We start from the raw sequence: 25,259 nt of genomic DNA, 5'->3' as shown, positions 1-25,259 counted from the left end.
ATTTTCGGCAAAGTTATGGTTTTTAACATTATTTTTGGCGAAAAAATCAGAAATCGTGTTGGCAGAAAAAATAAGCATCATCTCGCTTTGTTACAATGACGAGACCTACATAAAAAAACATTTCGACAATTTATCATTTGCCAATGAGATTATTCTAATTGACAATAACAGCACAGATAAAAGTGTTGAAATTGCTAAAGAATTGGGTGCAATTGTTATTTCACAAAACGACAAGTTCAAAGCTGATTGTATAAAATTGGCAATTGAAACTGCAAAAAACAATTGGGTAGTATTACTTAACTGTACCGATCATCTTTCTGAGGAACTTATAAATGAAATGAGTTCCGAAATTTCCAAACCAAAAACTGAAGCGTCTTATTTTTCGGGACAAACCCTGTTTTTCTTTGGAAAAACAATAAAATATGGCGTATTTTTAACAAGAAAGAAACTCTTGCTTTTTGACAAAACGAGATACTCTTTTAGTGAAGTCGCATATAACAGCTTTTTTAAAAGGCCAAAACGCTTCAAAAACAAAATAGAATCTTTTGCTTATAAAAATTTCGATGATTTTAGCAACAGGGTAAACATAGTTCGAAAAGAAGAAGCCTTGGTTTTGTTTAAGAAAAACAAAAGACCTAATATTTATCATTTTTTCATAAAACCATTTTTCATTTTTATAAATCAATTTTTTCTAAAATTAGGTTTCCTTAATGGCCGCGAAGGATTTATTTTGGCTTATATATATGCTTTTTCCATATTAAAGCGTTATTTTATCCTATGGCTGTTATATCGTAATATGGATTGATTTGTTCAATACATTTAAAAAAGCCTTAATTTAAAATACTCAAAAACAATTTAAAATGAAAATATTAGTAATACAGCAGAAAAGAATTGGAGACGTTTTGCTAAGTTCTATCCTTTGCAATAGCTTGAAACAAGCACACCCAGACGCTACAATAGATTTCATGTGTTATCCTAATTGCAAAGATGTTTTGCTTGGAAATCCAAATATTGATTCAATACTATTGCTTCCAAATGAAACGCGAAAATCATATCCTTCTTTATTTAAGTTCTTTTTTGAGATCAGAGCCAAAAAATACGATGTTCTTATAGATGTTTACGGAAAATTAGAAACCAATTTAATCACCTTATTTTCTGGTGCAAGCACAAAAATATCCTATTACAAATGGTATTCTTCATTGTTTTACAATCATAATCTTCATCGATTGCCAAAAGAAACCAAAACAAAATACGGTCAGGCAATCGATAATAGACTTTTATTGTTGCAACCATTGAAACTGGATGAAAATTCAATTAATCCATATCCAAAATTATATGTTGATCCTAAAGAAAATGAAGAAGCATTAGCTTTATTCCAAAAGCATAATGTAGATCAAAACAAGAAAATTATAATGATCAGCCTTTTGGGAAGTGAGAAGATTAAAACATATCCTTTAGAATATATGGCCGAAATCGTTGAATATGTAGGCCAAAATAATGATGCCGAAATCCTATTCAATTACTTTCCGAGCCAAATCGAAGATGCGCAGAAAGTATACAATTTATGTTCAGAGGCAACTCAGAAAAAAATACATTTTGACTTGCTAGCTGGCAATTTAAGTTCTTTTATTGCTATAATGGATCTGTGTGATGTTATTTTAGGAAACGACGGAGGCGCAATAAATATGGCAAAAGCGTTAAACAAACCTTCTTTCACTATTTTTTCTCCTCACGTTGACAAAAATGACTGGGCAACTTTTGAGGATGGCAAACAAAATATTTCTGTACATTTAAATGACTTTAAACCAGAATTATTCAGCGAATTGGGAGATAAGGAAGTAAAGCCAAATACACTTCAATTGTATACTCAATTTACTCCTGATTTTTTCAAAGATCAAATCTCCTATTTTTTAAACGAGAATTTATAGTCATCAATATTGTCAAGAAGCAAAGGCAGATCTTATTATTTTTTCCAGAATTTTAATTTCTTTTTAAGTCTTTGCTTTCTCGCAAATTTCTCTTGGAATTCACACGTTTCATTCCACATTCTTTCAAAAATCTCAGCTTCTGTTTTGCTTGGATAAAGTTTAGCATATTCATTACTCATTACAGCAATCATGTCTTTTTCAGGCGTTAAACGTCTTAAATTGTGCATTCTTTGCTCAAAACTCATGGTTTCATGAAAATCCATTCGGTTTAAATCGACTAAAAAGAATTCATATTTATCGTCTGCAACCTTCTTTATCAAAGTATTTCCAGGAGAGTGATCTAGAAACTCAATTCCTTTTTCATGAAGATCAAAAGAAAATCTGGTAAACTGTCTTAAAATATTGTCTCCATCTGGATAATCTGGAATTAGAATCAGTTCTCTATAAGTCAATTCTGTTACTAAATGCTCGCTTACATAATAACTGTCTTTTAAGCCTAAAGCATTAAAATTTTCAACAAATGCAATTGGCTCGGGTGTTCCAATACCTTTACTCAGCAGAATTGTAGCGTATTCATAAGAGCGCTCTGCTTTTGATTTTCGAAAAAATCTATAAACGACTTTATTTATTAAATTAGGAACCTTAAATGATTTAATATTAATTGTTTTACCATCAAGATCAAATAACTTAATAATATTACGTTGTCCGTTACCAAAAATAGTTCCAGACACATTGAAATCTCTAGTAACACCAAGAATAGATGAGATAGCGTTTAAAAAAACGGGGTTTACTCTAAAATTCATTTATGATTTTTTATAGACGGCAAAAATACACATAGAATATAATACTTCCAATGAATATGCTTTTTCATATTCATTAAATGACAATAAACCGAGTAGTTTGTCGTAATTTGTTTTTTTTGTTTGTTTTTAACCTTCAAAAACACATAATCTCTTTAAAAATACGTGTTTTCCAAATGGAAAACGGACATTTTGCTTTTATATTACTTCAAAGCAAATTAAACTGAAAAAATATGTTTCTATCTTAGATATCAAAAAAGCAAAAAGGTTTAATCTAAAAATATAAAAACAAAATTTTCAACTAATTTCTTCTAGATTTTCTCAGCAATCAAACTTCTCAATTAAAGTCTTATACTATTGTTTTTAAAACTTTTAAAAACAATTTACTGAATTTTCATAATTAATTTCGTACACAGAAAAAGAAATAAAAAATGAAAATACTAAATATTACCTCTGGAACAGAATTAAGAGGTGGCGATGTTCAGATGTATACTGTTTATAAACTTTTAAAAGACAAAAAAGACTTAAATCAATTCATTTTGTGTCCTGAAAACTCAACATTGGCTTCAATCTGCAAAAATGACAATGCAAATTTTTACACCTACAAAAAAAACAGCATCAAGCTTCTAAACCTAATTATTGCAATAATTAAAATTACTAAAAAGGAGTCAATTGACATTTTACATATTCATGATTCATCCGCATTAAATGCTGGATTAATTGCATTGAAATTCTTAAAAAAGACAACTCATCTAATATTAAGCAGAAAAAGAAACAATAAAATTAAGGATAAATTTTTAAATAGATACAAATACTCACATTCAGGAATAAAAAAATAATTTCTGTATCTAAAGCCGTCGAGGCCATTTTTGATACCATCATTACCAACAAAGAACGATTAGTAACCATTTACGACGCAATTGATGTTGACAAATTCAATCAAAAAAGCAATCAAAATTTACTTCACAAAGAATATAATTTTTCTTCAGACACAAAAATCATAGGTAATGTTGTCGCATTGACAAATCAAAAAGATATTTACACCTTTATCGATACTGCAAAAAAAATAAAAGCTAATTGTCCGGCAAATTATCCTTTGAAATTTGTAGTCATTGGAAATGGTCCCTTAAGTGATGATCTAAAAAAATATACAAAAGTAAATAATTTAGAAAATGATTTATTTTTTACAGGGTTCAGAAACGTAATTGACTTACTTCCTGAATTTGATATTTTTCTAATCACCTCAATTACTGAAGGACTTCCATTAACAGTTTACGAAGCATTTGCTAGCAAAATTCCTGTTGTTTCAACCAAAGCAGGAGGAATTCCTGAAGTAATTATAGATGGAAAAACTGGTTTTTTAGCAGAAATAAAAGACTCTGAAACGCTTTCGAAAAAAGTACTTCAACTTTTATCAGATCCTGTTTTAGAAAAAAACATAAAAACAAATGCTTATAAATTAGTAAAACAAAACCATGACTTAAATATCATGCAAAAGAATTACTACGATTTTTATAAAAATTTTATTTAATACTGATCAATTATAGGTTTCCAAAAATCAATCACTTTTGGCTTATTAATTCCGTGACAACCAAAAGGAAGTTCGTTGTTTGTAAGTTTCATTCCGATATTTGGTTTTCGGTCTAATGCAAAATAAACAGCTTCTTTATAATCAGGAATTTTAAAATTACGTTCAAATTCAGGAGCTTTCAATGACCAAAACACATCTTCTATAGCATAGATCTTCTTTTTTCTTCTTTTAGAAAATCAGAAATAAATTGCTGGTATTTTTTTGTGATCACATAGTGTGATGCCACTTTGCGCAATGAAAAACCGCCATTTCCTGACTTATAAAATATTTGATGTCTTTCTTGCTTTTTCTTAGAAAGCTTTCGCACTAATTCATGATAGTATTTTAAAAACAGATTGCTTTCAGGTGTTGCAAGCCAAGGTGCTCCGATATAATCATATCCTTTTTGGCACCATTTTGTCAAGTCATCCTTAAAAACAAAAGCATCTAATTGGTAAATCAAAATATATTCAGAATCCAAGAAGCTTTCGTAAAATAGTGACGACAAAAGCAATTCATTATAACCGTCAATAGAAGTAAAATATTTTTTCGGAAAACTTTTAGCCAAAATATTCTCAAACTTATCAGTCAAATAAGAATGATTTAATCCTTCTGGATGCACAATTACAATTTCATAGTCTTTTAAGACTTTGCAACATTGCAAAAACGATTTTTCTTCGAGTTCACCAAAATATTCCTTGTAAACAGGAATAATTACTTTTACTAATTTTTGAGACATGTGGTATTTTGTGGTATTTTAAGATTAATCTGCAAGAATGCGATTTGGACCACATTCTTGTTTTTAGACATTTTAACTTAAGCAACAAAAATAATCTTATAAATTACAAAAACTGGATTATTGTAAATAATTTTAAACTTTATACGAAGAAGAAATATTATTTTTGCAATAAATTACATTCCATTTTACAATGAACGAAGAAATAATCAAAGCGTACGAGGTCATTAAAGAAGGCGGCATCATTTTGTATCCGACAGATACGGTTTGGGGAATTGGATGCGATGCAACTAATCCTGAAGCTGTTGCAAAAATTTACAAATTAAAACAACGTGCCGAAACTCAAAGTATGATTGTTTTGATGAACGGAGAAAAAATGATCTACAATGTTTTCAAAAATATTCCTGAAGTTGCTTGGCAAATCTGGGATTTGGCAGACAAACCAACTACTTTGATTTTGGATGACGCGAGAAATGTTGCGCCAAACATTATTGCCGCAGATAAATCTTTGGGAGTTCGTTTGGTAAAAGAGCCTTTCTGCTTTAAATTGATGGAAAGAATGAAAAAGCCTTTAGTTTCAACTTCTGCCAACATTTCAGGACAACCTACTCCAATTGCCTTCAAGGATATTAGTCCGGAAATCGTTAACGGCGTTGATTATGTCGTAAAACTGAATCAAGATAAAATAAACGGAAAATCATCTACAATTATAAAACTGACAAACGATTCGCAAGTAAAAGTGATTCGTAAATAGTTTTTTTGTTTCAGGTTTCAGGTTTCAGGTTCTGCATAAAACTTGAAACCTGAAACCTGAAACTTTAAACCACCTTAAGGCTCTCAATAAGCCAATCAATATCTTCTTTTGTGTTATAATGACTAAATGAAATTCGGAGATTTGGTAATTTTAAATCCGTCTCCGAAAGCATTTCTTTTAAAACATGCGAAGGCTTGATGCTTCCTGATTGGCAGGCGCTTCCTCTTGAAACCGCGATACCTTTCATATCGAGACTAAACAAAAGCATCGAAGTCTTATCTGAAGAAAAAGGCAGAATTATATTGATGATATTATAGAAATCCTCTTTTTTGCCGTTAATTCTGAAACCAGGAAAATGAATTTCCAACTGTTCAATCAAGTACGATTTTAAACCCGAAATATAAGCTCTTTCTTGATCGAGATTTTCATACGAAAGCGATAATGCTTTTGCCATTCCCGCAATTTGATGAACAGCTTCGGTTCCGGCGCGCAGGCCTTTTTCTTGTTCTCCTCCAAAAATTAAAGGTTGTAAACCAGAATTTCTGCGTACAAATGCAAATCCAATTCCTTTTGGTCCGTGAAATTTATGAGCGCTTGCGACGATAAAATCAACTGAGATTTTTTGAAGATCAATTTCTGTTTTCCCTACAGACTGTACTGTATCCGAATGAAATAATGCATTATATTGTTTGCAAATAACTCCAACCCTTTCAATATCCAAAATTGTACCTGTTTCATTATTTACATGCATCAAACTCACTAGTGTCTTTTTATCTTCTGAAAGCAAATTAGACAAATGCGTCAAATCAATGCTTCCGTCTGGATTGACATTTACGTAATCAACCTGGATTCCGTAATCAGATTCTAATGCTAAAACAGCATATAAAACGGCGTGATGCTCAATTTTTGAAGTAATAATTCGTTCTACTTTTAGATCTTCGACAGCAGAGCGCAAAATCCAATTGTCAGCTTCAGTTCCGCCAGAAGTAAAAATAATTTCTTGTGCAGTACAATTTAAATGCTTGGCAATGCTTTTTCTAGAAAGTTCCAAAATGGTTTTTCCATTTCGTCCAAAACTATGCGTAGAAGATGGATTTCCAAAATCTTCTGTCATAACTTTTGTCATTTCCTGAATCACTTCAGGACGCATGGCACTTGTAGAGGCGTTGTCGAGATATACTTTTTTCATTGCTCGCAAAGTTATGAAATATCAATTGTCCAATCTTCAATATCATTTGCCAAATTTTTCACTATTTTTGACCCAAATAAAATTACGATGAAAAAATATGCAAGCCTTCTATTATTTGCGCTTTTATTAAATGGTTGCGATGATGGCGATTTAACGGTAGAAACTATTGACTTTAAAGATATAACAGCAACAAGTCGCGATGCTACTAATACGTTAATTTACAAACTAAAACCTCAGGAAGCTTTAATATTACAAATGCCTGAAGATAAACTTGCAACTCAACCTGACACTATAACTTACACGTTTGACAACAGTCAATATCGTTTTTTTATAGAACGTATGACGGAACAATATCTAAATCAAACATTTGCGATGCAATACCACCAGCTACGCCAAATATTAATCAAGAATGGTATGCAACTGGCGGACAAATAGAAATTATTACTACTGCAGTTTACAAAAGCCCTGCTCCAACGGACGGACATACAGAAATTGAGGCATATAATCACAACATCACCTTTAACGGAATCACATTTTCGAAACCAGGCCCAACTCAAGTTGAAGATAATTTTGTTTTCGGAGATTTTAAAACATCAGTTACTCCTGTTGTAGTAGCTTTTACAGACGAAGTTGCAAAATATTGTGATGTACAACTTAAAGTTTACAACAATAATTTGTCAAACTCATTGGTGATCGAAAATCTAGACAAAAATTTGATTGTAAATACAGATACTCCAATAGGCCAACCTAGAAAAAGCTTGATTAATATAAGCTCTGGAACTCCAGCAGTCATTTCAAATAATGTTTATTATAGAACTTATAATACTAATTTGCCGGAAATCACAAAAGACTATTATTGCACCAATACAACACCAACGAGCCCAACTGTAAAAGATACTTGGGTAGGCGTTACAGGTGTTGCAAATGTAAGTGGAATTATAGAAGTAACTACGACTCATTCACAAAAGGTATACAAGCATAAAGTTGTTTTAAGAAACGCTAGTCTGAAAAAAGGCAACAATACTTTTAAACTCGCAACCGAATTTGTTTTAGGAACAGTAACGACTGTTGAACCATAAATTGGAATCTTAAACCAAGCAAAAAAAGCTTTTCATATTCTTACAAAAAAACATCCGTTTTTCAAGTTGATTTCGTAACAGAATCAAGTCGAAAAACGGATGTTTTTTTATGCTTTTAAAAAGTAATTTTAAAGCCTAAAAAATAGAATCATTTATTGTTTTGCCTAAAATAAACTTCGGTTGCTCCAAGTCCATATTTTTGATAATTGGCATCTTGAAAATCTATTCCGTCATAACGTCCCAATAAAAAATCAAGTTCGGCTTTTAGAATTCCTTCGCCAACGCCATGAATAAAAACAATTTTCGGAATCCTATTTTTGATCGCAAATTCGATATGTCTTTTTGCCGTTTCAGTCTGCAAAGTCAAAATATCATAATTCGACATGCCTCGTTTATTTGGCACCAATTTTTCGATGTGTAAATCAAATTCTGGAACAGCAATATCGCGTTTGTCTTTCTTTTCTTTTACAAAACTGCGTGGTTTTGGCTCAGTTTTCTCTTTTTTGATTTCATCTAAATCAACTCTTTTAATAGAATTCATTAAATCGCTGGTTTCTTGAATTTTAATCAATTCATTGACAAAAAATGTCATCATAAAACCATCTTCAGATTCTATCAAAACCTCGTTATTTTTAACCGAAACCACCGTTCCGTTTATCGCTTCGTCTAAAACCGAAACCTTATCTCCTTTACTCAACATTGTCTTCGTCTTTATCTTGATTTTTACTTGGCGTTTTTGCACTCAGTTGCATCATTCCATACATGAAAACTACAATTGCAACAATCATGATGTAGATATTTTTTCTTCAGAAACTTGCTCATAAAGTGCTACTCCAATTGCAAGAATCATTATTAAAATTTTAAAGGCTTTCATTTTTTCTAATATATAAGATTTCAAAAGTATGAAACTTTAAAATAGTAGTTTGCTTATTCTAAAATCATATCCAATATTTTTTTGTAAAATTGCAAAAACACCTTGCATGAATTTCGAGAATTACATGGTTCCTTGCGTCTTCAAAATGCTCTTCGGATTTGACTGTTTAGGGTGTGGTTTTCAGCGTGCCTTATTCTTACTTTTTCATGGTGATTTTTTAGGTGCTTTCAAAATGTATCCGGCACTTTATACTACTCTTTTATTTTTCGGTTTTTTGATTTTTTACTATTTCGAAAAATCAAAAAAACACAAAAAAGCAGTTTGGAATTTTGCTTTCATCAATCTCCTTTTTGTTATTGGAGGTTATTATCTAAAGCATTTTTACTTCTGATTTTTGTCCCGAAGCCTCGGGATTATTTTTTGATCTGATTCAAGATATCATTCATCATTTCGATTTGAACTTTCTGAATTTCGATTAATTCTTGTTGCTGATGCATAATCAAATGATCGATTTTATCATGAATCATTCTGATCTCCAATTCCGATTTTAAATTGATCATAAAATCCTTTTTTGCACGATTTCTGTCTTTTTCTTCTTGACGATTTTGGCTCATCATAATAACCGGAGCTTGCAAAGCGGCAATACAAGACAAAATCAAATTAAGCAAAATAAACGGATAAGGATCAAAACCTTTGTTCATCAAAATAAAAACATTGGAGCCAATCCAGATTACAATAAAAAAGACGAACGAAATGATAAAAGTCCAGCTTCCGCCAAAATCAGCCACTTGATCGGCCACTTTTTGCCCAAAATTTCGCGTTTCTTCTTCATCTTCAACAATACTTACTATTGATTTATCTTCTTTCAATGAAGAAATAACATTTTTTTCAAGATCCGAAAGCATTCCTATTTCGCTTGACAAATAATTCGAAATATACTTTTGACGGTATTCATTCAATTCATGTACCGAGATGCAGTCATCATCACAAAACGAAGGATGATCTTTCGTTATAAGGCCTAAAATAGGATTGTGAATTGCTTTTCCACATATTTTCTCACTTTCTGAAAATTCAATACCAGAAATTGCACTTTTAAAAGTTGAATTATTTTTCATTTTAGAAATTTTATAAAGCTAATTTAAGCAATTAACTTCTTAGGAGCTGCATCTAAATTCATGATTCGGCAATCTTTTTAATATCACAAATACAAGTCGCAACGCAAAATTTCTTTGGTTAATTCATGCCCTTATTTACAAAAAACGCCTTACTTTTAACGTTTCAAAATTATCCACTCAATTTTACAATTGTGACAAAAGAAAGTATCATACAAAATATAAAGGCCTTAAAGAGCCATTCTAACATAAACTACGGTATTAAAACTAAAACAGAAGACTTTACCGAAAAGCTTTTTTACACTCTATTTGATTCGAATGCGGCTTTAGACGAAAGCATCAATGATCTTGAAATCCGTTTTAAAGAAATTGCTGTTTTGGCTTGCAAAAAACCAGAAAATTTATGCGAATCAATTTGGGACAAGTTTCTTGAAAAACTTCCTGCCGTTTTAGAAAAACTAAATCAGGACGCTGAATATATTTTAGAAAATGATCCAGCATCAAACAGCATCGATGAAGTTTATCTGGGTTATCCAGGCTTTTATGCCATTGCCATTTACAGATTAAGCCACGAATTATACTTGCTTGATTTATTGCTTTTTTCAAGATTGATGAGCGAATATGCACATAGAATTACCGGAACTGATATTCATGCAGGAGCAAAAATTGCATCGCCATTTTTTATTGACCACGCGACGGGAATTGTTATTGGCGAAACGACCGTTATTGAAAAACATGTGAAAATTTATCAAGGTGTTACTTTAGGCGCGCTTAGCGTAAGCAAAGACATGAAAAATGCAAAACGCCATCCTACGGTTGAAAAAAATGTATGCATTTATGCCAATGCAACGATTCTTGGCGGGGAAACTGTGATTGGGAAAAATAGTATTGTGGGAGGAAATGCTTGGATCACCAAATCGATTCCTGAAGATTCTATCGTTTTAAATACCACAACAACTGAAGTTAAAATAAAAGAAAAAAATAAAATGAGTCCACAAAAATTGCTAAACCTAATTGGAAATACTCCATTGATGGAAACTGTCAATTTGGTTAAAAATAAAAACGTAAAACTGTTGCTTAAGCTTGAAGGAAACAATCCTGGCGGAAGCGTAAAAGATAGAGCAAGCATATAACATGATTGCTTCTGCTTTAGAAAGAGGCGAGATTAAAAAAGGTGACAAATTAATTGAAGCCACAAGTGGTAATACAGGAATTGCGCTTGCGATGATTGCACAGTTATTTGGCATCGAAATCGAATTGGTTTTACCAGAAGATTCGACAAAAGAACGAACTCAAACCATGCGTGCATACGGTGCTACAGTAATCCTGACACCTGCTGAAGAAGGAATTATCGGCTCAAGAGATTATGCAGACAAAAAAGTAGCTCAAGGCGGTTATTTGATGTTGAATCAATTTGCAAATGATGACAACTGGAAAGCACATTATAAAACAACTGGACCTGAAATTTGGAATGACACCGAAGGAACTGTAACTCATTTTGTTTCGGCTATGGGAACCACAGGAACTATTATTGGTACTTCGACATATTTAAAAGAAAAAATCCTGCGATTCAAATTATAGGCGCACAGCCAAGCGACGGATCTCAAATTCCGGGAATTCGCAAATGGCCTCAAGAATATTTGCCAAAAATATTTGATGCTACCAAAGTTGATACTGTAATTGATGTAAGTGAAGAAGAAGCCAGAGCAATGACAAAAAGATTAGCCCTTGAAGAAGGCGTTTTTGCAGGAATGAGCAGTGGCGGGTCTGTAGCTGTTGCTTTGAAAATTGCAGAACAATTAGAATCTGGAGTTGTGGTTGCTGTTATTTGTGACCGTGGCGACCGTTATTTATCTTCGGATTTATTTGATTAAAAAAGGTACAAAGTAACAAAGGTTCAGAGGTTCAAAGTTTTTTTTACTGAATAAAAACACCTCACCAAAGACGCACTGCTGTGCGCCTCTACAAAAAACCTTTGTCACTTTGCACCTTTGCAACTTTGTAACTAAAAAGAAAAAAATGCTCTACAGAAAACTAGGAAAAACGAACTTCAATATCTCAGAAATCTCACTTGGCACTTGGCAAGTTGGAGGAAAATGGGGATCAGGATTTGATGATAAAACTGCTGATGCACTTATAAACACAGCAATTGACAATGGCGTTAATTTTATTGATACTGCCGATGTTTACGAAAACGGTTTGAGCGAAACTGCTGTTGGACGTGTAGCCCGCTCTCGTTCTGAACGCATTTATGTGGCGACAAAATGCGGACGCCAAATCAATCCACATGTGAATGAGGGGTATCAACCAAAAGTACTTCAAAAATTTGTTGAAGACAGTTTAAAAAGAATGGGCTTGGAAACATTAGATCTGATTCAGTTGCACTGTCCTCCTACCGAAGTTTATTATCGCCCAGAAATCTTTGAATTGTTTGACCGACTAAAAGAGCAAGGCAAAATTTTAAATCTTGGCGTAAGTGTCGAAAAAGTTGAAGAGGCATTAAAAGCAATTGAATATTCAAATGTAACCACGGTTCAAATTATTTTTAATTTGTTCCGCCAACGCCCTTCACAATTATTTTTCTCTGAAGCAAAGAAAAAAGACATTGGAATTATTGCTAGAGTTCCATTAGCAAGCGGACTTTTAACAGGTAAATTTGATTCAAAAACTACTTTTGAACCTCAAGATCATCGTAATTTTAATCGTAACGGAGATGCTTTTGACAAAGGTGAAACATTCTCTGGAATCGATTATGAATTAGGGCTAAAAGCCGTCGAAGAATTGAAAGCTTTATTTCCTGAAAATCCAAACCTTGCTCCCATCGCTTTACAATGGATTTTGAATTTTGACGAAATTAGCTGTATTATTCCAGGCGCTTCGAAAGCAGATCACGTTTTATCAAATTTATCTGTTTACGATCTTCCTAAAATAAGTCCAGAAAAAATTGTCGCTATGAATGCGATTTACGAAAAATACATAAAATCTTCCGTTCACCATTTATGGTAGCCTAAGATACTGAGACACTAAGTTTCTAAGATGCTAAGATTTTGAACTTAGCAACTTAGAATCTTAGAAACTTAGCATCTTTTCCCCGCACGCAACCTTTTTTGATTTTGCCCATCTACATATAAAACTAGCCAACAATCATTTACCATGAAAAAATTAAGTTTTATACTAGCTGTAATTTGTCTGATTTTTATTTCTTGCAATAATGACGATGCCAATTCAAACGCTTCTCAGGAAGAGGACGCTCAGAAATTAGAAAAAATGTATCAAGAAATTGTGGTGATTTCGCAAGTAAACACTACACCTTGCACTGATTCTGAAGATTGGGATTTTACAGCAATTGGTTCAAAAGCTTGCGGTGGTCCAGCCAAATACATTCTTTATTCTAAAAAATAAATACGGTAGATTTTTTAGCTAAAGTAAAATCATATACAGAAGCAGAAGCCGCATTTAATGTAAAATGGGGTGTTTTTTCCACTTGTGACGTTCCTGTTGCGCCAGATGGAATTGGTTGTGTTGATGGAAAACCAACTTTTTTACGAAATACTGCTTTTTGAGATACTACCTTTCTAAGATACTGAAATTCTAAGTTTTATTTTCAATCTTAGCGCCTTAGCATCTTAGTCCCTTAGAACCTAAAAAAAACTAAAGCTCAAATTCAATCTTAAATTCGGCGCCTTTGTTTTTTCCTTCACTTATTGCAGTCAATGTACCTTTATGACGTTCAATGATCTTTTTGCATAAATAAAGGCCAATTCCGGTTGATAATTCGTTTGCAGTTCCTAAACGACTCATTTTGGTGAATTTTTTAAACAATTCTTCAATTTGATTTTTATCAAATCCCACACCTTTATCGGTAACTGTTATAGTTAATTTTGAATCTTCATTATAAATTCGAACTTTGATTTCGCTATCAAAAAAGAGAATTTGATAGCGTTGCTGATCAAATTAACCAAAACTTGAACCAACAAACCTTCATCTATTCTAAGTTCGGCTTCAGAAATTTCCAGACTTAGACTCATAGTAATGTTTTTATCTAAAAGTCTTTGCTCGACTTGTTCATTAATAAAAGACGCAATATTAGAAAAAACGACAGTTTTAGCTTCAGGGTTAAGATTTGCAACTTGATCTTGTTCTTTCAAAAGCTTTATAAAGTTATCGATATATCGAAATTGCAAACTTGTCGATTCACAAATTAATTCTGCCAAATGCTTCACTGACTCAGATGGATTTTCACTTAAAATTAATCGTGCCAGACCTTGCGGATTTCCAGCAAAATTTTTCAAATCGTGCGAAAGCATATAAATCAAATCTTGTTTTTCGTTGATAAAACTTTCAGATTCATAAATTGATTCCTGAATGTTTCGCATTAACAATCCAGCCTCATCATTATATTCAGTAGGTAAAACCGAAAGTTTTCGATTATTTCGGTAATCATCCAGAGATTTTGATGCTATTGAAATCGGCTTGATTAATTTTTTTAAAATAAACAAGGTTACTAGAGTTGCGACCAAAGTCATAACCAAGGCAAAAATCAAAATCGAAATTGCTGAAATATCGTGTGCTGAAAACAACACAAAGAACAAAATACCAATTAAAGGGATATGTATTCCTATGAAGGCAACAAACAAAAATTTCAAGACATAGCTCTTTTTTAGAAAGCTTATTTGTGACAAATTATGATATAACTTCATAATAAAACAACAATACTATAGGTTAAAAATGCGGCAGTCGGGGAAATTACCAAAAAACAAAGTTAACCTTTAAACTTAATTTATGTGTTAAATTACACAATTTGATAAAATATTTTGAAAATTAAATTTATAAAAGTTTACAAACCCTTATTTTTGCGCTATGGGAAGAAAAAATACAGACAAAGTTGTCTTTCATCAAATTGAAGTATTAGACGCAGGTGCAAAAGGAGTATCGGTTGCAAAAGCTCCAGACGGGAAAGTAATCTTTATTCCGAATGTTGTGCCTGGTGATGTTGTTGATGTACAGACATTCAAAAAAGAAAAGCATACTACGAAGGAAAAGCCGTAAAATTTCATGAATTATCAAAACACCGTATTGATCCTATCTGTGATCATTTTGGAGTTTGCGGTGGGTGCAAATGGCAAAATATGAAATACAGCCAACAGTTGTATTACAAACAAAATGAAGTCAAAAATCATTTACAACGAATTGGAAAAGTTGAGCTTCCTGAATTTGAAGATATTTTAGGTTCAGAAAAACAGTTTTTCTACAGAAACAAAATGGAATTTTCGTTTTCAAACAGCCGTTGGTTAACTGAAAAAGAAATTGGAAGCACTGAAGATCTAGGAAACAGAAATGCACTAGGATTCCATATTCCAAAAATGTGGGATAAAATTCTAGATATCCAAAAATGCCACTTGCAAGAAGATCCTTCAAATGCGATCAGAAACGAAATTAGAGCTTTTGCAAATGAGCATAATTTAGCTTTTTTAATCCGAGAGAACATGCTGGATTATTGAGAACTTTAATGATTCGTACTGCTTCAACTGGCGAAATCATGGTTTTGATTCAGTTTTTTGAAGATGACAAAGCAAATCGTGAATTGGTTTTGGATCATTTATATGAAAAATTCCCACAGATTACATCGTTGCAGTATGTGGTGAATGCAAAACAAAATGATACCATTTACGATCAAGATATCAAGCTTTATAAAGGAAGAGATTATATCTTGGAAGAAATGGAAGGCTTGAAATTTAGCATCAACGCAAAATCTTTCTATCAAACAAATTCAGATCAAGCATACGAATTATACAAAATTACACGCGATTTTGCTGGATTGACAGGAAACGAAACCGTGTATGATTTATATACTGGAACTGGGACTATTGCTCAGTTTGTTTCGAAAAAAGCGAAAAAAGTAATTGGTGTAGAAAGTGTTCCTGAAGCCATTTTAGATGCAAAAGCAAATGCTGAACGCAATAACATTACCAATTGCGAGTTTTTTGTAGGAGACATGAAAGTTGTTTTCAATGAAGCTTTTATTGCGCAACATGGCAAACCTGATGTAATTATTACAGATCCGCCGAGAGACGGAATGCATGCATTAGTGATTGATCAAATCTTGAAAATTGCTCCAAAAAAGTAGTTTATGTAAGCTGTAATTCGGCTACACAGGCACGTGATTTAGCTTTAATGGACGAGAAATACAAAGTTGTCAGAGTACGTCCAGTGGATATGTTTCCGCAAACGCATCATGTCGAAAATGTTGTACTTTTAGAACTTCGCTAATAAATTATAAATGAAAAAAATAGTTTCAGTTTTACTACTTTTTACTTTTGGCTTATCAAGCTGTGAGAAAGATGATATTTGCGATCCAAATACACCTACTACTCCTAGATTGGTTATTGAATTTTACGATTCTAATAATCAGTCAGTGCTTAAACCCGTTACGAATTTAAAAGTAGTTGGAGAAGGCATGAGTCAAGGAATTATTTTTAATGAAAATGCTTCAACTGATGAAGCAAAACAGCTTACAAACGCAAGCAAAATATCAATTCCATTAAAGACAGATGCAGATTCTACAACTTACACTTTCATTTTAGATTCTGGCAATGAAAATGCGGCGACTGTTAATACAGATAAAGTAACATTTTATTACTCGCGCCAAAATCTTTATGTTTCTAGAGCTTGCGGATTTAAAACGATTTTCAAGCTTAATCCTCTTTCTGATGGACCGCCAATTTCGGCTCCCTTTATAAAAGAGGATGTAGATTCAAAAGGTTATTGGATGACCCAAATTTATGTAAATGATTATAACATAGAATTAGAAAATGAAGTACACATTAAAATATATTTCTAGTTTTTGCTTATTGTTTTCAATGTTTTTGGGTTATGCTCAAGAAACACCAACAACTACAGTAACCAAAGAAATTGTTACAGAAAAACCTAAAACCGAAACGGTCGCAAAACCTGCATTACAGGAAGTAAAAAAAGCCGACAGCATAAAAACTGATCGTTACGGACTTCGTGTTGGAGTTGATTTGTACAAATTGACTCGTGGTTTATACGACAAAGATTATAAAGGAGTTGAATTTGTTGGTGACTGGCGATTAACAAAAAAATATTATTTGGTCGCTGAACTTGGTTTTGAGGACAAAACTACTGATGACGACCGATTAAATTCGACTGCAACCGGAACTTACATAAAAGGTGGTTTTGACTACAATTTGTATCAAAACTGGCTTGATATGGAAAACTTAATTACAATAGGTTTACGAGGCGGATTCAGTACTTTTAGTCAAGAACTGAATAGCTATAAAATTTACAATCCTAATCCATATTGGGGTGAAATGCCTCCAATTACTGAGCATCAAAAATACAGCGGACTTACAGCAGGCTGGATTGAAGTTGCAATGGGCCTAAAAGCAAAAGTATTCAACAATATCTTTGTTGGCTTTGGTGTTCAGCTGAAAATGTTGGTTGCAAATACAAAACCAGATGGTTTTGACAATTTATATATTCCAGGATTTAACAGGACTTATGATGGAAGTTTCGGAATTGGTTTCAATTATACAGTTTCGTACTTCATTCCTATTTACAAGAAAAAAACTGTTATTCCGGTGCCAGCTAAAACAGCTCCTAAAAAATAACTTTTTAGTATAAAATAAAAAACCACGAATTCGAAATACTGAATTCGTGGTTTTTTATTTTATTCTAAATTGTATTAAGACAACTGAAAATTAACCGCCGCTTTTGAATGAATCAAAGCAGTATCAAAAACAGCAACCGAAACATCTTCTGGTTTTATTACTAAAGGAATTTCAGTACATCCTAAAATAATTCCTTCAGCTCCCTTCGAAATCAAATCATTGGCAATTTCCAAATAGCGTTTTTTAGTTTCGTCAGTTACCAATCCTCGACCTAGTTCTTCGAAAATAGTGTAATGAATAAAATCTTTATCTTCCTGTTTTTCTGGAATTATTGTTTCGATGCCTTTAGCTGTCAGCTTTTCTTTAAAGAAATCAAGTTCCATTGTAAACTTGGTTCCTAATAAAGCTACTTTTTTAATATTTTGCTTTTGAATTTCAATCGCCGTCGCTGTCGCAATATGAATTAGCGGAAGATCAATAGCTTCTTCAAGTCTGTCAGCAATCAAATGCATGGTATTGGCGCATAAAATAATCGCTTCCGCCCCGCCCGATTTTAAAAATTCGCATCCTTTAAAAAGCATTTCAAAAGTCGAATCCCAATCGTTGTTGTCGTTATTTCTTTTAATATCAGCATAATTAAAAGAATAAACCAAACATTCTGAGAAGTTTAAACCTCCCAATTTTTCGTTTATTCCTTCGTTAATAAGTTTATAATAATCTCCGGTTGAAACCCAGCTGATTCCTCCAATAAGACCAATTTTCCTCATAATGCTGTTTTAAAAAGTTATCCGATTTCTTTAATTCCTTTTATAAATATCCATTTCATAAAAAGCTTTTCGCCATCTTTTGTTCTTACCGCTTGGAATTTTGGTCCAATAATAGTCGCAACAATAAAAGAAGTCATTGGAATCCAGATTCCAGTTAATCCAGTATACATCGCAATTACATATCTTCCTGCGATAAATAAAATTGCAAATGTCCCCAATTGATATAAAAAAGCTCTTACTTGTAGTTTTGTCATTTTTTTTATAGGTTCAAAGGTGCAAAGTGACAAAGGTGCAAAGTTCTTTTCTCTGCAATTTTGAAGCTTTACAACTTTATATTATTTACTTGACTTATTTTTTTAGGTTCAAAGCTACAAAGTGACAAAGAGGCAAAGTTTTTTTCTTTGCTACTTTGAACCTTTGTCACTTTGTAACTATTCAGAAACCTGAAATTTCGTTCTTTTGCTTCCTTCGTACATTTCGTATTTAACCAAACGCGCTTCAAGGCTTGCGTTGAAAAGTTTGATTTTTCTTGAAGGTTTTAATCCAACAAATTTTAAAGCTTCTAAATTTGCCGTAATAAACCAAGCGTTTGTTCCTGGATAATTTTTCTTCAAAGTATCGCCAATACTAGCGTAGAATCTTTCCATATGAATATCCAAACGCTCATCATAAGGCGGATTGAAAACAATATGCAACTTGCCTTCTACTTCTTTTTCGGTGTCAAAAAAGTTGTCTTCGCGAATGGTCACATAATCCTCAAGATTTGCATTTCTGATATTGTCCTTAGCTTTACTAACTGCACTCGGCGCTTTATCAAAACCTTTGATTGTATAATGAAACTCTCTAGTTTTTTTCATCAAACTATCGACAATCTTGTCAAATAAGTCATTATCCCAGTCTTTCCATTTTTCAAAAGCAAATTCTTTTCTGTTGATATTTGCTGGAATATTGCAGGCAATCATTGCCGCCTCGGCCAAAAAAGTTCCTGAACCACACATTGGATCTAGAAAATGACTTTGTCCGTCCCAACCAGACAATAAAAGAATTCCAGCAACCTAAAACCTCATTAATAGGCGCAATATTAGTAGCCGTTCTATAGCCACGCTGATGCAGTGAAGCTCCAGAAGTATCTAAAGAAACCGAAACCTGATCTTTGTCAATATGAATGTTAATTCGCAAATCTGGATGTTGTTTGTCAATGCTTGGACGCTGACCTGTTCTTTCTCGAAACTGGTCAACAATTGCATCTTTACATTTTTGAGAAACAAATTCAGAGTGGTTGAAGTAAGTCGAATGCACTGTAGTATCAATCACAAAAGTCTGATTGGCATTTAGATATTTTGCCCAGTTCATACTTGAAATTCCTTTATACAAAGCTTGATCGTTATTTGCTCTAAAAGAATAAATTGGCTTCAATACCTTAAGCGCAGTTCTAAGGGATAAATTGGCTTTGTACATAAAACCTTTATCTCCTTTAAAACTTACCATTCGCACACCTTTCTCAACATCTTGAGCACCAAGTACGCGCAATTCATTCTCTAATATTTCTTCAAAACCAAAAAAACATTTGGCTATCATTTTAAAATTTTCTTCCATTTTTTTTCAATTAAAAAAAGCCAATCACCATTACCTATGATAGCGAAATAGTTATTTTTCGGCAAAAATACACTAAATTTGCCGGACTTTGAATTAATTGAAATAGAATAAATGTCTGAAGCACCTAACTCATCAACACCTAATCAAGATCGTAACACTGAAAACTGGTTTACATCATGGTTTGATACTCCGTATTATCATATCCTTTACAAAGATAGAAACTATAGAGAAGCTCAGATTTTCATGGACAACTTAACGCATTACCTAAACTTGCCAGAAAAGGCAAAAGTATTGGATTTGGCATGTGGAAAAGGAAGACATTCTATTTACTTGAATCAATTAGGTTATAATGTTTTGGGCGCTGATTTATCTGAAAACAGTATTGCCGAAGCAAGTAAAAACAGCAACGAAAATCTTCATTTCAAAGTGCATGACATGCGTGAGCCGTTTGAAGAAAAATTTGATGCCATATTTAATCTTTTTACAAGTTTTGGCTATTTCGAAAGCGATGATGACAACCTGACAACCTTAAAAGCCATCAAAGAAAGTTTATCTGAATATGGTTTTGCGGTAATCGATTTTATGAATGTGACTCAAGTTATTGAAACTCTTGTTCCTGAAGAAGTCAAAACTGTTGATGGAATTGATTTTCATATTAAAAGATATGTTGAAGACGGTCATATTTTCAAAGAAATTGATTTTGAAGATCAAGGTCGAAAATTTCATTTTACCGAAAAAGTAAAAGCGCTGACTTTAAAAGATTTTCAAGATTTAATGGACGAAGCTGGAATTTATCTTTTAGATATTTTTGGAGATTACAAACTCAAAAAATTCCACAAAACCGAAAGCGAAAGATTAATCATGATTTTTAAATAGCGTTTAATCGTTTAACCGTTAATTTGTTTAATCGCTTAAGCAAATTGACAAAAGACCGATTAAACAATTAAACAAAAAAACGATTAAACAAAAAGATGAACTATTTACTACCTTTAATTTCTGTACTTTTAGGATATAGCGTGGCTTTGTTTATTAAACCAAATAACAAAACCAATTTAAAATTATTGCTGGCTTTTAGCGGTTCTTTTTTATTGTCATTGACTGTAATGCATCTTTTGCCGGAAGTTTACGAATCGCACAACCACAATATTGGAATTTTCATAATGGTCGGGATTTTATTTCAGATTGTGCTTGAATTTTTCTCCAAAGGTGCTGAACACGGGCATGTTCACGGGCATGCGAAGATGTCTCAAATTCCATGGCTTTTATTCATCAGTTTGTGTATTCATGCTTTTTTAGAAGGTTTTCCTGTTAGCCATCATCACGGTTTGGCTGTCGGAATTGCCATTCATCATTTGCCGATTGCCGTAATTTTAACGACATTTTTCATCAATGCCGATTTAAATAAAAAAGCCATTTTTGCCTTCATGCTGACTTTTGCGATCATGACGCCTCTTGGAACAATCGCTTCAGAATATTTATCAATTTTAAATGACTATTATACCGAAATAACCGCAATTGTAATTGGTATTTTATTCCATATTTCATCGACGATTATTTTCGAAAGCAGTGAAGGACATAAATTTAATGTTGCCAAGGTTTCGATGATCGTTCTAGGAATTTTATTAGCATTCTTTTTATAATAACTTAATGTGTCAATGAGATAATGTGTCAATTAGAAAATTATCCCATTGACACATTATCTCATTATCTCATTTAATTAGCTCTCTTTCTCTCGTCCTGATTTCCGAAATTACGTTCCTTCACATTTATCTTTTTATTTCCAAAATTGTAAACTACAGACAAACGAACAAATCTATTGCCTTCATTATTACTATAAACCTGTTTTACACCATTTACCACCGAAGTAAAATCTTTTAAATATGAAGTATTAAAAATATCATTTGCCAAAAACGCTATTTGCATGGTTTTATCAAATAAATCTTGTTTAAATCCGATATCAAAACTAGAAGCATATCCTATTTCATATAACCCGCTTTTATAAGGTGTCGTATATGAAAAATCAATTTGCAATTTTGTATTTTTTCCTAACACAAAAGTATTGTTTGTTGAAAAATCAACTTGCAAACTGTTCGATGGTGTTGCATTGATATCCTTAATAAATTCCGTTTTTGCACCTAAAAAATATACCGAATTTTCACTTTGCCACCATTTCGCAAAACTTGCCGAATAATTCTCTCCAATACTATAATTCACACTTTTAAAATAATTATCACGAGTTATGATCTGAGTGTTTGTTTCTGGATTCGAAGTAAATAAAACGCCATAACCATCTGTAATTATGTTTAAGGAAACACTTGTTCTTAAAATTTCTTTGTACGAATGAGCAAACTCAAAATTATCACTAAAAGAAGGCTTTAAAAACGGATTCCCTTCTGAATAACTATTACTGCTGATGTAAATACGGAATGGATTCAGCAAATCAAAACGAGGTCTGTTGATTCTTTTTCCATAATTCAAACTGAAACTATTATTTTCATTCTTTTTATATGAAGCAAAAACAGTCGGGAAAAGCTTGAAATAATTATTTACCGTTTCTTGATTCAGAGTTTCAGAGAATCCGTTAGTTTGTGTGTTCTCTAGTCGCAATCCCAATTGAAGATTCCACTTTTCATTTATTTTCTTGTCTCCGTTTATATAAGTCGCCTGATTGTTTTCAGTGTATTTAAAGCGATTCGATTGACTTGGATCCAGTACTGGAGTTCCTGTAATTGAATCATAATAAAGTACATCGCTTATGCTGTTTGTAAAACTTACTTTGGCTCCATAAGACAAATTCAATGTTTCCAGAGGATGTTCCATATCTGCTTTAAAACTCACATTATCAATATCCTGATTCGAAATATTTCTTCCAGCTTGGTTCACATCAACAAAAGTTCCATCAGCTAAATAATTATTTGCAATAAACTCACGATCAAATTTTGAATTGTAATTAAAGTAATCTACATCAAAAGATAATTTTCTGTTCAATGGATCTAGTTTTGTAATCAAATGCGCATTATATGTTTGATTTCTGGATTCTCTGTCTGCGAAACTATTGTTGACGATGTAATGTTGCAATTGATTTTCTGTATTGTACTTATTGACTACAATATCAGATTGAAAATCAGGATTTGTTCTATCATTCAAAATTTGAAAACCAGCTGATGTTTTTTCTGAAAAATCATAGTCAAAAGCTAATTTTCCTGATAGACTTTCGTTTTTCAATTTTGTACTTGCATTCAGATTCGAAAGTCCGTCTTCAAAATAAGCATCTGAAACTTCATCTACATTTTTATAACCTGTTTTACCATTGATACTTGCTGAGAAACGAAATTTATTTTTATTGTAAAAGAAATTATCTCTTAAAGTAAAAACTCCATATTTGTTTTGATCGTAAGAAGCCGTAGTTGTGTTTTTCCAAGAATCACGAGCTCCTTTTTTCATCACAATATTTATTAGTCCGCCTGTTCCGTCAGCTTCATATTTTGCAGGTGGATTGCTGATAATTTCAATATTTTTGATGTCGCTTGCCGAAATTGATTTTAAAAAATTGTTCAATTCTTCACCCGTTAATTCAATAATTCTTCCATCAATCATAACTCTTGAAGTTCCTTTTCCTAGTATATTGATTGTATTATTTTGCACTACAACGCCAGGAGCCGTATTAATGGCGCTCAAAGCATCTCCGCCAACATTGGTAACATTATTTTCAAGATTATAGACCAAACGATCTGTTTTCTGTTCGATTGTTTTCTTTTTTGATTGAACAACAACTTCTACCAATTGGGTTTCGCTTTCTTTCATCATAATAATTCCCAAATCTGTATCTTTTTCTACTGAAACTTCTTTTTCGAAATCAGTAAATCCCAAAAGACTTACTGCTATTTTATAATTTCCTTTCTTTAGATTGATTTCAAAACTGCCGTCTTGTTTGCTTGTTGTGCCATCAATTATTTTTCCTTCTGAATTTGAAATTGAAATATCTGCCCATTCTAATGGTGATTTTTCGCTGGAAATTTTCCCTTTTAATTGAAATGATTGTGCTAAACAAAATAAAGGCAATACTAAAAAGATAAGGACATGTAATTTTTTCATGGTTTCTAATTTTAACTTGTTCGATTAATTTGAAGCAAAGTTGCCTTAGAAAATCTTCCTATGCGACCGACAAAAAAAGTCGAACCATTTTCTGTTTAAGAAATTGGTTCGACTTTATTGCACTTAAAGTACGACTTTTTACAAAGCTCTTATTATGAAGCGTTTCGGTACGCCGTTGGTGTTAAATTAGTGTACTTTTTAAAATACGTATTAAATGATGATTTTGAGTTAAAACCCACTTCGTATAAAATTTCCAGAACGGTCAAATCATTTTTTAAAGGATTTTTTAAAATACTCATGGCTTTTTGAATGCGATATTCATTCACAAAATCAAAAAAATGTTGATCAATATGATGATTAATCAAAATTGACAAATCCCGTACCGGAATATTAATCTGATTAGAAAGTTCCTGAATCGTAAGCGACGGATCAAGAAAAGGTTCTTTTTCGGTCATGTATTGTTTCAACAAAGCAATTTGAGTCGTAATTTCCTCGTTTTGATTCTCTTTTTTTCGGCACTGTTTTCATTATGTGTGTGAATAATATCCCTTGCTAATTGCAATTTTGAATCAATTCCTCTAAAAAGTTCAGGATGATTCAGTGCTTTTAAAACAAACCAACAGGTTATTGTTAAAACAAAAACCTGCATTATTACATTGGCCCAAATCCATAATACTTCAAGGTCAATAAATCGTAAAGCATTTTTGGCGATTGACAAATAATACAAAACAAAAAGTACCGTTGCTATTTGAAATAACCACTTAAAAATAGAAGTTTTAGGATTGGCATAATTTTCCTGATAAAGTGCTTTATATTTTTTAAAACCAAAAACACAGCAATGCTATAAACCACAATTTGAACACCCAACATGAGCTGGAAACCGTACAATTCAGGCATTTGATCTCGATGATCATAGAATTGTATTTTTTCTGTATTATTTAAAAAGTATAATCTGAGTAGATAAACTGCATTTGTAATTAAAAATGGAATAGCATGAAACAAATGCTTGGATTTCAACCGAAAATCAGTAAAACAAACTGATATAATATACAAATAAAAAGTAGGAATAATCAAAGCGCAAATACTCCATCTGAAAAATTCAAAATTAAAATGACGTCTGATAAAATC

General features: G+C 32.4%; 26 protein-coding genes and 4 pseudogenes. 17 read left to right on the top strand and 13 right to left on the bottom strand.

Annotated features, from left to right (window positions below):
- Positions 1-55 precede the first annotated feature (55 nt).
- Together ACQ9BO_RS11955 and ACQ9BO_RS11950 are read left to right on the top strand one after the other, a co-directional pair.
- Positions 56-805, top strand: coding sequence for a glycosyltransferase (locus ACQ9BO_RS11955; protein ID WP_431244876.1), 750 nt, complete (start codon positions 56-58; stop codon positions 803-805).
- A gap of 55 nt (positions 806-860) precedes the next feature.
- A complete protein-coding gene (locus ACQ9BO_RS11950) occupies positions 861-1,928 on the top strand; it encodes a glycosyltransferase family 9 protein (protein WP_431244875.1) in 1,068 nt (355 codons plus the stop codon).
- A gap of 35 nt (positions 1,929-1,963) precedes the next feature.
- Here ACQ9BO_RS11950 and ACQ9BO_RS11945 read toward each other — a convergent pair whose 3' ends face one another.
- Positions 1,964-2,731, bottom strand: a complete 768-nt coding sequence (locus tag ACQ9BO_RS11945) for a Kdo domain containing protein (RefSeq protein ID WP_431244874.1) — start codon at positions 2,729-2,731, stop codon at positions 1,964-1,966.
- 428 nt (positions 2,732-3,159) lie between these two features.
- On the opposite strand from ACQ9BO_RS11945, the gene ACQ9BO_RS11940 reads away from it, so the two are divergent.
- Both ACQ9BO_RS11940 and ACQ9BO_RS11935 read left to right on the top strand, forming a co-directional pair.
- A complete protein-coding gene (locus tag ACQ9BO_RS11940) occupies positions 3,160-3,567 on the top strand; it encodes a glycosyltransferase (RefSeq protein WP_431244873.1) in 408 nt (135 codons plus the stop codon).
- Positions 3,534-4,259: a glycosyltransferase family 4 protein gene (locus ACQ9BO_RS11935; protein WP_431245110.1), complete on the top strand. Its 726-nt coding sequence runs from the start codon at positions 3,534-3,536 to the stop codon at positions 4,257-4,259. The genes ACQ9BO_RS11940 and ACQ9BO_RS11935 overlap by 34 nt, the downstream gene beginning before the upstream one ends.
- Here the strand turns inward: ACQ9BO_RS11935 and ACQ9BO_RS11930 are convergent.
- Complete coding sequence (locus tag ACQ9BO_RS11930; protein WP_431244872.1) at positions 4,256-4,441, bottom strand: DUF5672 family protein; 186 nt, start codon at positions 4,439-4,441, stop codon at positions 4,256-4,258. The two genes, ACQ9BO_RS11935 and ACQ9BO_RS11930, sit on opposite strands and share 4 nt — an antisense overlap.
- Before the next feature lie 17 nt (positions 4,442-4,458).
- Positions 4,459-5,037: a DUF5672 family protein gene (locus ACQ9BO_RS11925; protein WP_431244871.1), complete on the bottom strand. Its 579-nt coding sequence runs from the start codon at positions 5,035-5,037 to the stop codon at positions 4,459-4,461.
- 190 nt (positions 5,038-5,227) lie between these two features.
- Here ACQ9BO_RS11925 and ACQ9BO_RS11920 point away from each other — a divergent pair, with 190 nt between their 5' ends.
- Positions 5,228-5,788, top strand: coding sequence for an L-threonylcarbamoyladenylate synthase (locus ACQ9BO_RS11920; RefSeq protein ID WP_431244870.1), 561 nt, complete (start codon positions 5,228-5,230; stop codon positions 5,786-5,788).
- A gap of 64 nt (positions 5,789-5,852) precedes the next feature.
- Here ACQ9BO_RS11920 and ACQ9BO_RS11915 read toward each other — a convergent pair whose 3' ends face one another.
- Positions 5,853-6,977 carry a cysteine desulfurase family protein gene (locus ACQ9BO_RS11915; RefSeq protein WP_431244869.1) on the bottom strand — a complete coding sequence of 375 codons (1,125 nt, stop codon included), beginning with the start codon at positions 6,975-6,977 and terminating at the stop codon, positions 5,853-5,855.
- Between the two features lie 87 nt (positions 6,978-7,064).
- Between ACQ9BO_RS11915 and ACQ9BO_RS11910 the strand changes: the two genes are divergently transcribed.
- Entirely contained in the window at positions 7,065-7,412 is a 348-nt protein-coding gene (locus tag ACQ9BO_RS11910) for a hypothetical protein (protein ID WP_431244868.1), read from the top strand.
- Between the two features lie 254 nt (positions 7,413-7,666).
- On the top strand, positions 7,667-8,056 hold the full coding sequence (locus ACQ9BO_RS11905; RefSeq protein ID WP_431244867.1) for a hypothetical protein: 390 nt from the start codon (positions 7,667-7,669) through the stop codon (positions 8,054-8,056).
- Between the two features lie 148 nt (positions 8,057-8,204).
- Here the strand turns inward: ACQ9BO_RS11905 and ACQ9BO_RS11900 are convergent, their stop codons facing one another.
- Complete coding sequence (locus ACQ9BO_RS11900; protein WP_431244866.1) at positions 8,205-8,756, bottom strand: Smr/MutS family protein; 552 nt, start codon at positions 8,754-8,756, stop codon at positions 8,205-8,207.
- A 280-nt stretch (positions 8,757-9,036) separates the two neighbouring features.
- On the opposite strand from ACQ9BO_RS11900, the gene ACQ9BO_RS11895 reads away from it, so the two are divergent.
- A complete protein-coding gene (locus tag ACQ9BO_RS11895; protein ID WP_431244865.1) occupies positions 9,037-9,321 on the top strand; it encodes a DUF2752 domain-containing protein in 285 nt (94 codons plus the stop codon).
- 22 nt (positions 9,322-9,343) lie between these two features.
- Here ACQ9BO_RS11895 and ACQ9BO_RS11890 read toward each other — a convergent pair whose 3' ends face one another.
- Positions 9,344-10,045 (bottom strand): DUF1003 domain-containing protein, encoded by a 702-nt coding sequence (locus tag ACQ9BO_RS11890; protein ID WP_431244864.1) that lies wholly within the window; start codon positions 10,043-10,045, stop codon positions 9,344-9,346.
- A gap of 191 nt (positions 10,046-10,236) precedes the next feature.
- Here ACQ9BO_RS11890 and ACQ9BO_RS11885 point away from each other — a divergent pair.
- The 4 genes and pseudogenes from ACQ9BO_RS11885 to ACQ9BO_RS11870 all read left to right on the top strand — a co-directional run.
- Positions 10,237-11,022 (top strand): annotated as a pseudogene (locus ACQ9BO_RS11885) (serine O-acetyltransferase); the annotation flags it as partial.
- A 6-nt stretch (positions 11,023-11,028) separates the two neighbouring features.
- Positions 11,029-11,916, top strand: a pseudogene (gene cysM, locus ACQ9BO_RS11880) (cysteine synthase CysM).
- A 145-nt stretch (positions 11,917-12,061) separates the two neighbouring features.
- Positions 12,062-13,048 (top strand): aldo/keto reductase, encoded by a 987-nt coding sequence (locus ACQ9BO_RS11875; RefSeq protein WP_431244863.1) that lies wholly within the window; start codon positions 12,062-12,064, stop codon positions 13,046-13,048.
- A gap of 147 nt (positions 13,049-13,195) precedes the next feature.
- Entirely contained in the window at positions 13,196-13,444 is a 249-nt protein-coding gene (locus ACQ9BO_RS11870; RefSeq protein ID WP_431244862.1) for a hypothetical protein, read from the top strand.
- A 249-nt stretch (positions 13,445-13,693) separates the two neighbouring features.
- Here ACQ9BO_RS11870 and ACQ9BO_RS11865 read toward each other — a convergent pair whose 3' ends face one another.
- On the bottom strand, positions 13,694-13,915 hold the full coding sequence (locus ACQ9BO_RS11865) for a sensor histidine kinase (RefSeq protein ID WP_431245109.1): 222 nt from the start codon (positions 13,913-13,915) through the stop codon (positions 13,694-13,696).
- Between the two features lie 2 nt (positions 13,916-13,917).
- Positions 13,918-14,688 carry a sensor histidine kinase gene (locus ACQ9BO_RS11860; RefSeq protein ID WP_431244861.1) on the bottom strand — a complete coding sequence of 257 codons (771 nt, stop codon included), beginning with the start codon at positions 14,686-14,688 and terminating at the stop codon, positions 13,918-13,920.
- Between the two features lie 214 nt (positions 14,689-14,902).
- On the opposite strand from ACQ9BO_RS11860, the pseudogene rlmD reads away from it, so the two are divergent.
- The 3 genes and pseudogenes from rlmD (at position 14,903) to ACQ9BO_RS11845 (ending at position 17,673) form a co-directional block, all read left to right on the top strand.
- Positions 14,903-16,312, top strand: a pseudogene (gene rlmD / locus ACQ9BO_RS11855) (23S rRNA (uracil(1939)-C(5))-methyltransferase RlmD).
- Between the two features lie 10 nt (positions 16,313-16,322).
- On the top strand, positions 16,323-16,883 hold the full coding sequence (locus tag ACQ9BO_RS11850) for a DUF6452 family protein (RefSeq protein WP_431244860.1): 561 nt from the start codon (positions 16,323-16,325) through the stop codon (positions 16,881-16,883).
- Positions 16,855-17,673, top strand: a complete 819-nt coding sequence (locus ACQ9BO_RS11845) for a DUF6048 family protein (RefSeq protein WP_431244859.1) — start codon at positions 16,855-16,857, stop codon at positions 17,671-17,673. The genes ACQ9BO_RS11850 and ACQ9BO_RS11845 overlap by 29 nt, the downstream gene beginning before the upstream one ends.
- Before the next feature lie 74 nt (positions 17,674-17,747).
- On the opposite strand, the gene ACQ9BO_RS11840 is transcribed toward ACQ9BO_RS11845, so the two are convergent.
- From ACQ9BO_RS11840 to ACQ9BO_RS11830, 3 genes and pseudogenes are all read right to left on the bottom strand, one after another.
- Positions 17,748-18,440, bottom strand: coding sequence for an aspartate/glutamate racemase family protein (locus ACQ9BO_RS11840; RefSeq protein WP_431244858.1), 693 nt, complete (start codon positions 18,438-18,440; stop codon positions 17,748-17,750).
- A 17-nt stretch (positions 18,441-18,457) separates the two neighbouring features.
- Complete coding sequence (locus ACQ9BO_RS11835; protein ID WP_431244857.1) at positions 18,458-18,694, bottom strand: hypothetical protein; 237 nt, start codon at positions 18,692-18,694, stop codon at positions 18,458-18,460.
- A gap of 177 nt (positions 18,695-18,871) precedes the next feature.
- A pseudogene (locus ACQ9BO_RS11830) lies at positions 18,872-20,036 on the bottom strand (THUMP domain-containing class I SAM-dependent RNA methyltransferase).
- Between the two features lie 111 nt (positions 20,037-20,147).
- Here ACQ9BO_RS11830 and ACQ9BO_RS11825 point away from each other — a divergent pair.
- Positions 20,148-20,912 (top strand): class I SAM-dependent methyltransferase, encoded by a 765-nt coding sequence (locus tag ACQ9BO_RS11825; RefSeq protein ID WP_431244856.1) that lies wholly within the window; start codon positions 20,148-20,150, stop codon positions 20,910-20,912.
- Between the two features lie 95 nt (positions 20,913-21,007).
- Positions 21,008-21,676, top strand: a complete 669-nt coding sequence (locus ACQ9BO_RS11820) for a ZIP family metal transporter (protein WP_431244855.1) — start codon at positions 21,008-21,010, stop codon at positions 21,674-21,676.
- 73 nt (positions 21,677-21,749) lie between these two features.
- Here the strand turns inward: ACQ9BO_RS11820 and ACQ9BO_RS11815 are convergent, their stop codons facing one another.
- Positions 21,750-24,131 (bottom strand): TonB-dependent receptor domain-containing protein, encoded by a 2,382-nt coding sequence (locus tag ACQ9BO_RS11815; protein ID WP_431244854.1) that lies wholly within the window; start codon positions 24,129-24,131, stop codon positions 21,750-21,752.
- A 152-nt stretch (positions 24,132-24,283) separates the two neighbouring features.
- Positions 24,284-24,598: a helix-turn-helix domain-containing protein gene (locus tag ACQ9BO_RS11810; protein ID WP_431244853.1), complete on the bottom strand. Its 315-nt coding sequence runs from the start codon at positions 24,596-24,598 to the stop codon at positions 24,284-24,286.
- Between the last annotated feature and the right edge of the window lie 661 nt (positions 24,599-25,259).

The sequence above is a fragment of the Flavobacterium sp. P21 genome (assembly GCF_050632225.1).
Classification (GTDB): Bacteria; Bacteroidota; Bacteroidia; order Flavobacteriales; family Flavobacteriaceae; genus Flavobacterium.
Note: the sequence above shows the minus strand (reverse complement) of the source record. Positions and strands in the feature narration are given on the sequence as shown.

What these genes read in the sequence shown, in the direction of transcription:
- ACQ9BO_RS11825 (WP_431244856.1), top strand. Translation starts at nt 20,148, where the DNA reads ATGTCTGAAGCACCTAACTCATCAACACCTAATCAAGATCGTAACACT.
- ACQ9BO_RS11845 (WP_431244859.1), top strand. Translation starts at nt 16,855, where the DNA reads ATGAAGTACACATTAAAATATATTTCTAGTTTTTGCTTATTGTTTTCA.
- ACQ9BO_RS11920 (WP_431244870.1), top strand. Translation starts at nt 5,228, where the DNA reads ATGAACGAAGAAATAATCAAAGCGTACGAGGTCATTAAAGAAGGCGGC.
- ACQ9BO_RS11945 (WP_431244874.1), bottom strand. Translation starts at nt 2,731, where the DNA reads ATGAATTTTAGAGTAAACCCCGTTTTTTTAAACGCTATCTCATCTATT.
- ACQ9BO_RS11925 (WP_431244871.1), bottom strand. Translation starts at nt 5,037, where the DNA reads ATGTCTCAAAAATTAGTAAAAGTAATTATTCCTGTTTACAAGGAATAT.
- ACQ9BO_RS11890 (WP_431244864.1), bottom strand. Translation starts at nt 10,045, where the DNA reads ATGAAAAATAATTCAACTTTTAAAAGTGCAATTTCTGGTATTGAATTT.
- ACQ9BO_RS11915 (WP_431244869.1), bottom strand. Translation starts at nt 6,977, where the DNA reads ATGAAAAAAGTATATCTCGACAACGCCTCTACAAGTGCCATGCGTCCT.
- ACQ9BO_RS11900 (WP_431244866.1), bottom strand. Translation starts at nt 8,756, where the DNA reads ATGTTGAGTAAAGGAGATAAGGTTTCGGTTTTAGACGAAGCGATAAAC.
- ACQ9BO_RS11840 (WP_431244858.1), bottom strand. Translation starts at nt 18,440, where the DNA reads ATGAGGAAAATTGGTCTTATTGGAGGAATCAGCTGGGTTTCAACCGGA.
- ACQ9BO_RS11875 (WP_431244863.1), top strand. Translation starts at nt 12,062, where the DNA reads ATGCTCTACAGAAAACTAGGAAAAACGAACTTCAATATCTCAGAAATC.
- ACQ9BO_RS11870 (WP_431244862.1), top strand. Translation starts at nt 13,196, where the DNA reads ATGAAAAAATTAAGTTTTATACTAGCTGTAATTTGTCTGATTTTTATT.
- ACQ9BO_RS11940 (WP_431244873.1), top strand. Translation starts at nt 3,160, where the DNA reads ATGAAAATACTAAATATTACCTCTGGAACAGAATTAAGAGGTGGCGAT.
- ACQ9BO_RS11950 (WP_431244875.1), top strand. Translation starts at nt 861, where the DNA reads ATGAAAATATTAGTAATACAGCAGAAAAGAATTGGAGACGTTTTGCTA.
- ACQ9BO_RS11910 (WP_431244868.1), top strand. Translation starts at nt 7,065, where the DNA reads ATGAAAAAATATGCAAGCCTTCTATTATTTGCGCTTTTATTAAATGGT.
- ACQ9BO_RS11820 (WP_431244855.1), top strand. Translation starts at nt 21,008, where the DNA reads ATGAACTATTTACTACCTTTAATTTCTGTACTTTTAGGATATAGCGTG.
- ACQ9BO_RS11815 (WP_431244854.1), bottom strand. Translation starts at nt 24,131, where the DNA reads ATGAAAAAATTACATGTCCTTATCTTTTTAGTATTGCCTTTATTTTGT.
- ACQ9BO_RS11895 (WP_431244865.1), top strand. Translation starts at nt 9,037, where the DNA reads ATGAATTTCGAGAATTACATGGTTCCTTGCGTCTTCAAAATGCTCTTC.
- ACQ9BO_RS11850 (WP_431244860.1), top strand. Translation starts at nt 16,323, where the DNA reads ATGAAAAAAATAGTTTCAGTTTTACTACTTTTTACTTTTGGCTTATCA.
- ACQ9BO_RS11835 (WP_431244857.1), bottom strand. Translation starts at nt 18,694, where the DNA reads ATGACAAAACTACAAGTAAGAGCTTTTTTATATCAATTGGGGACATTT.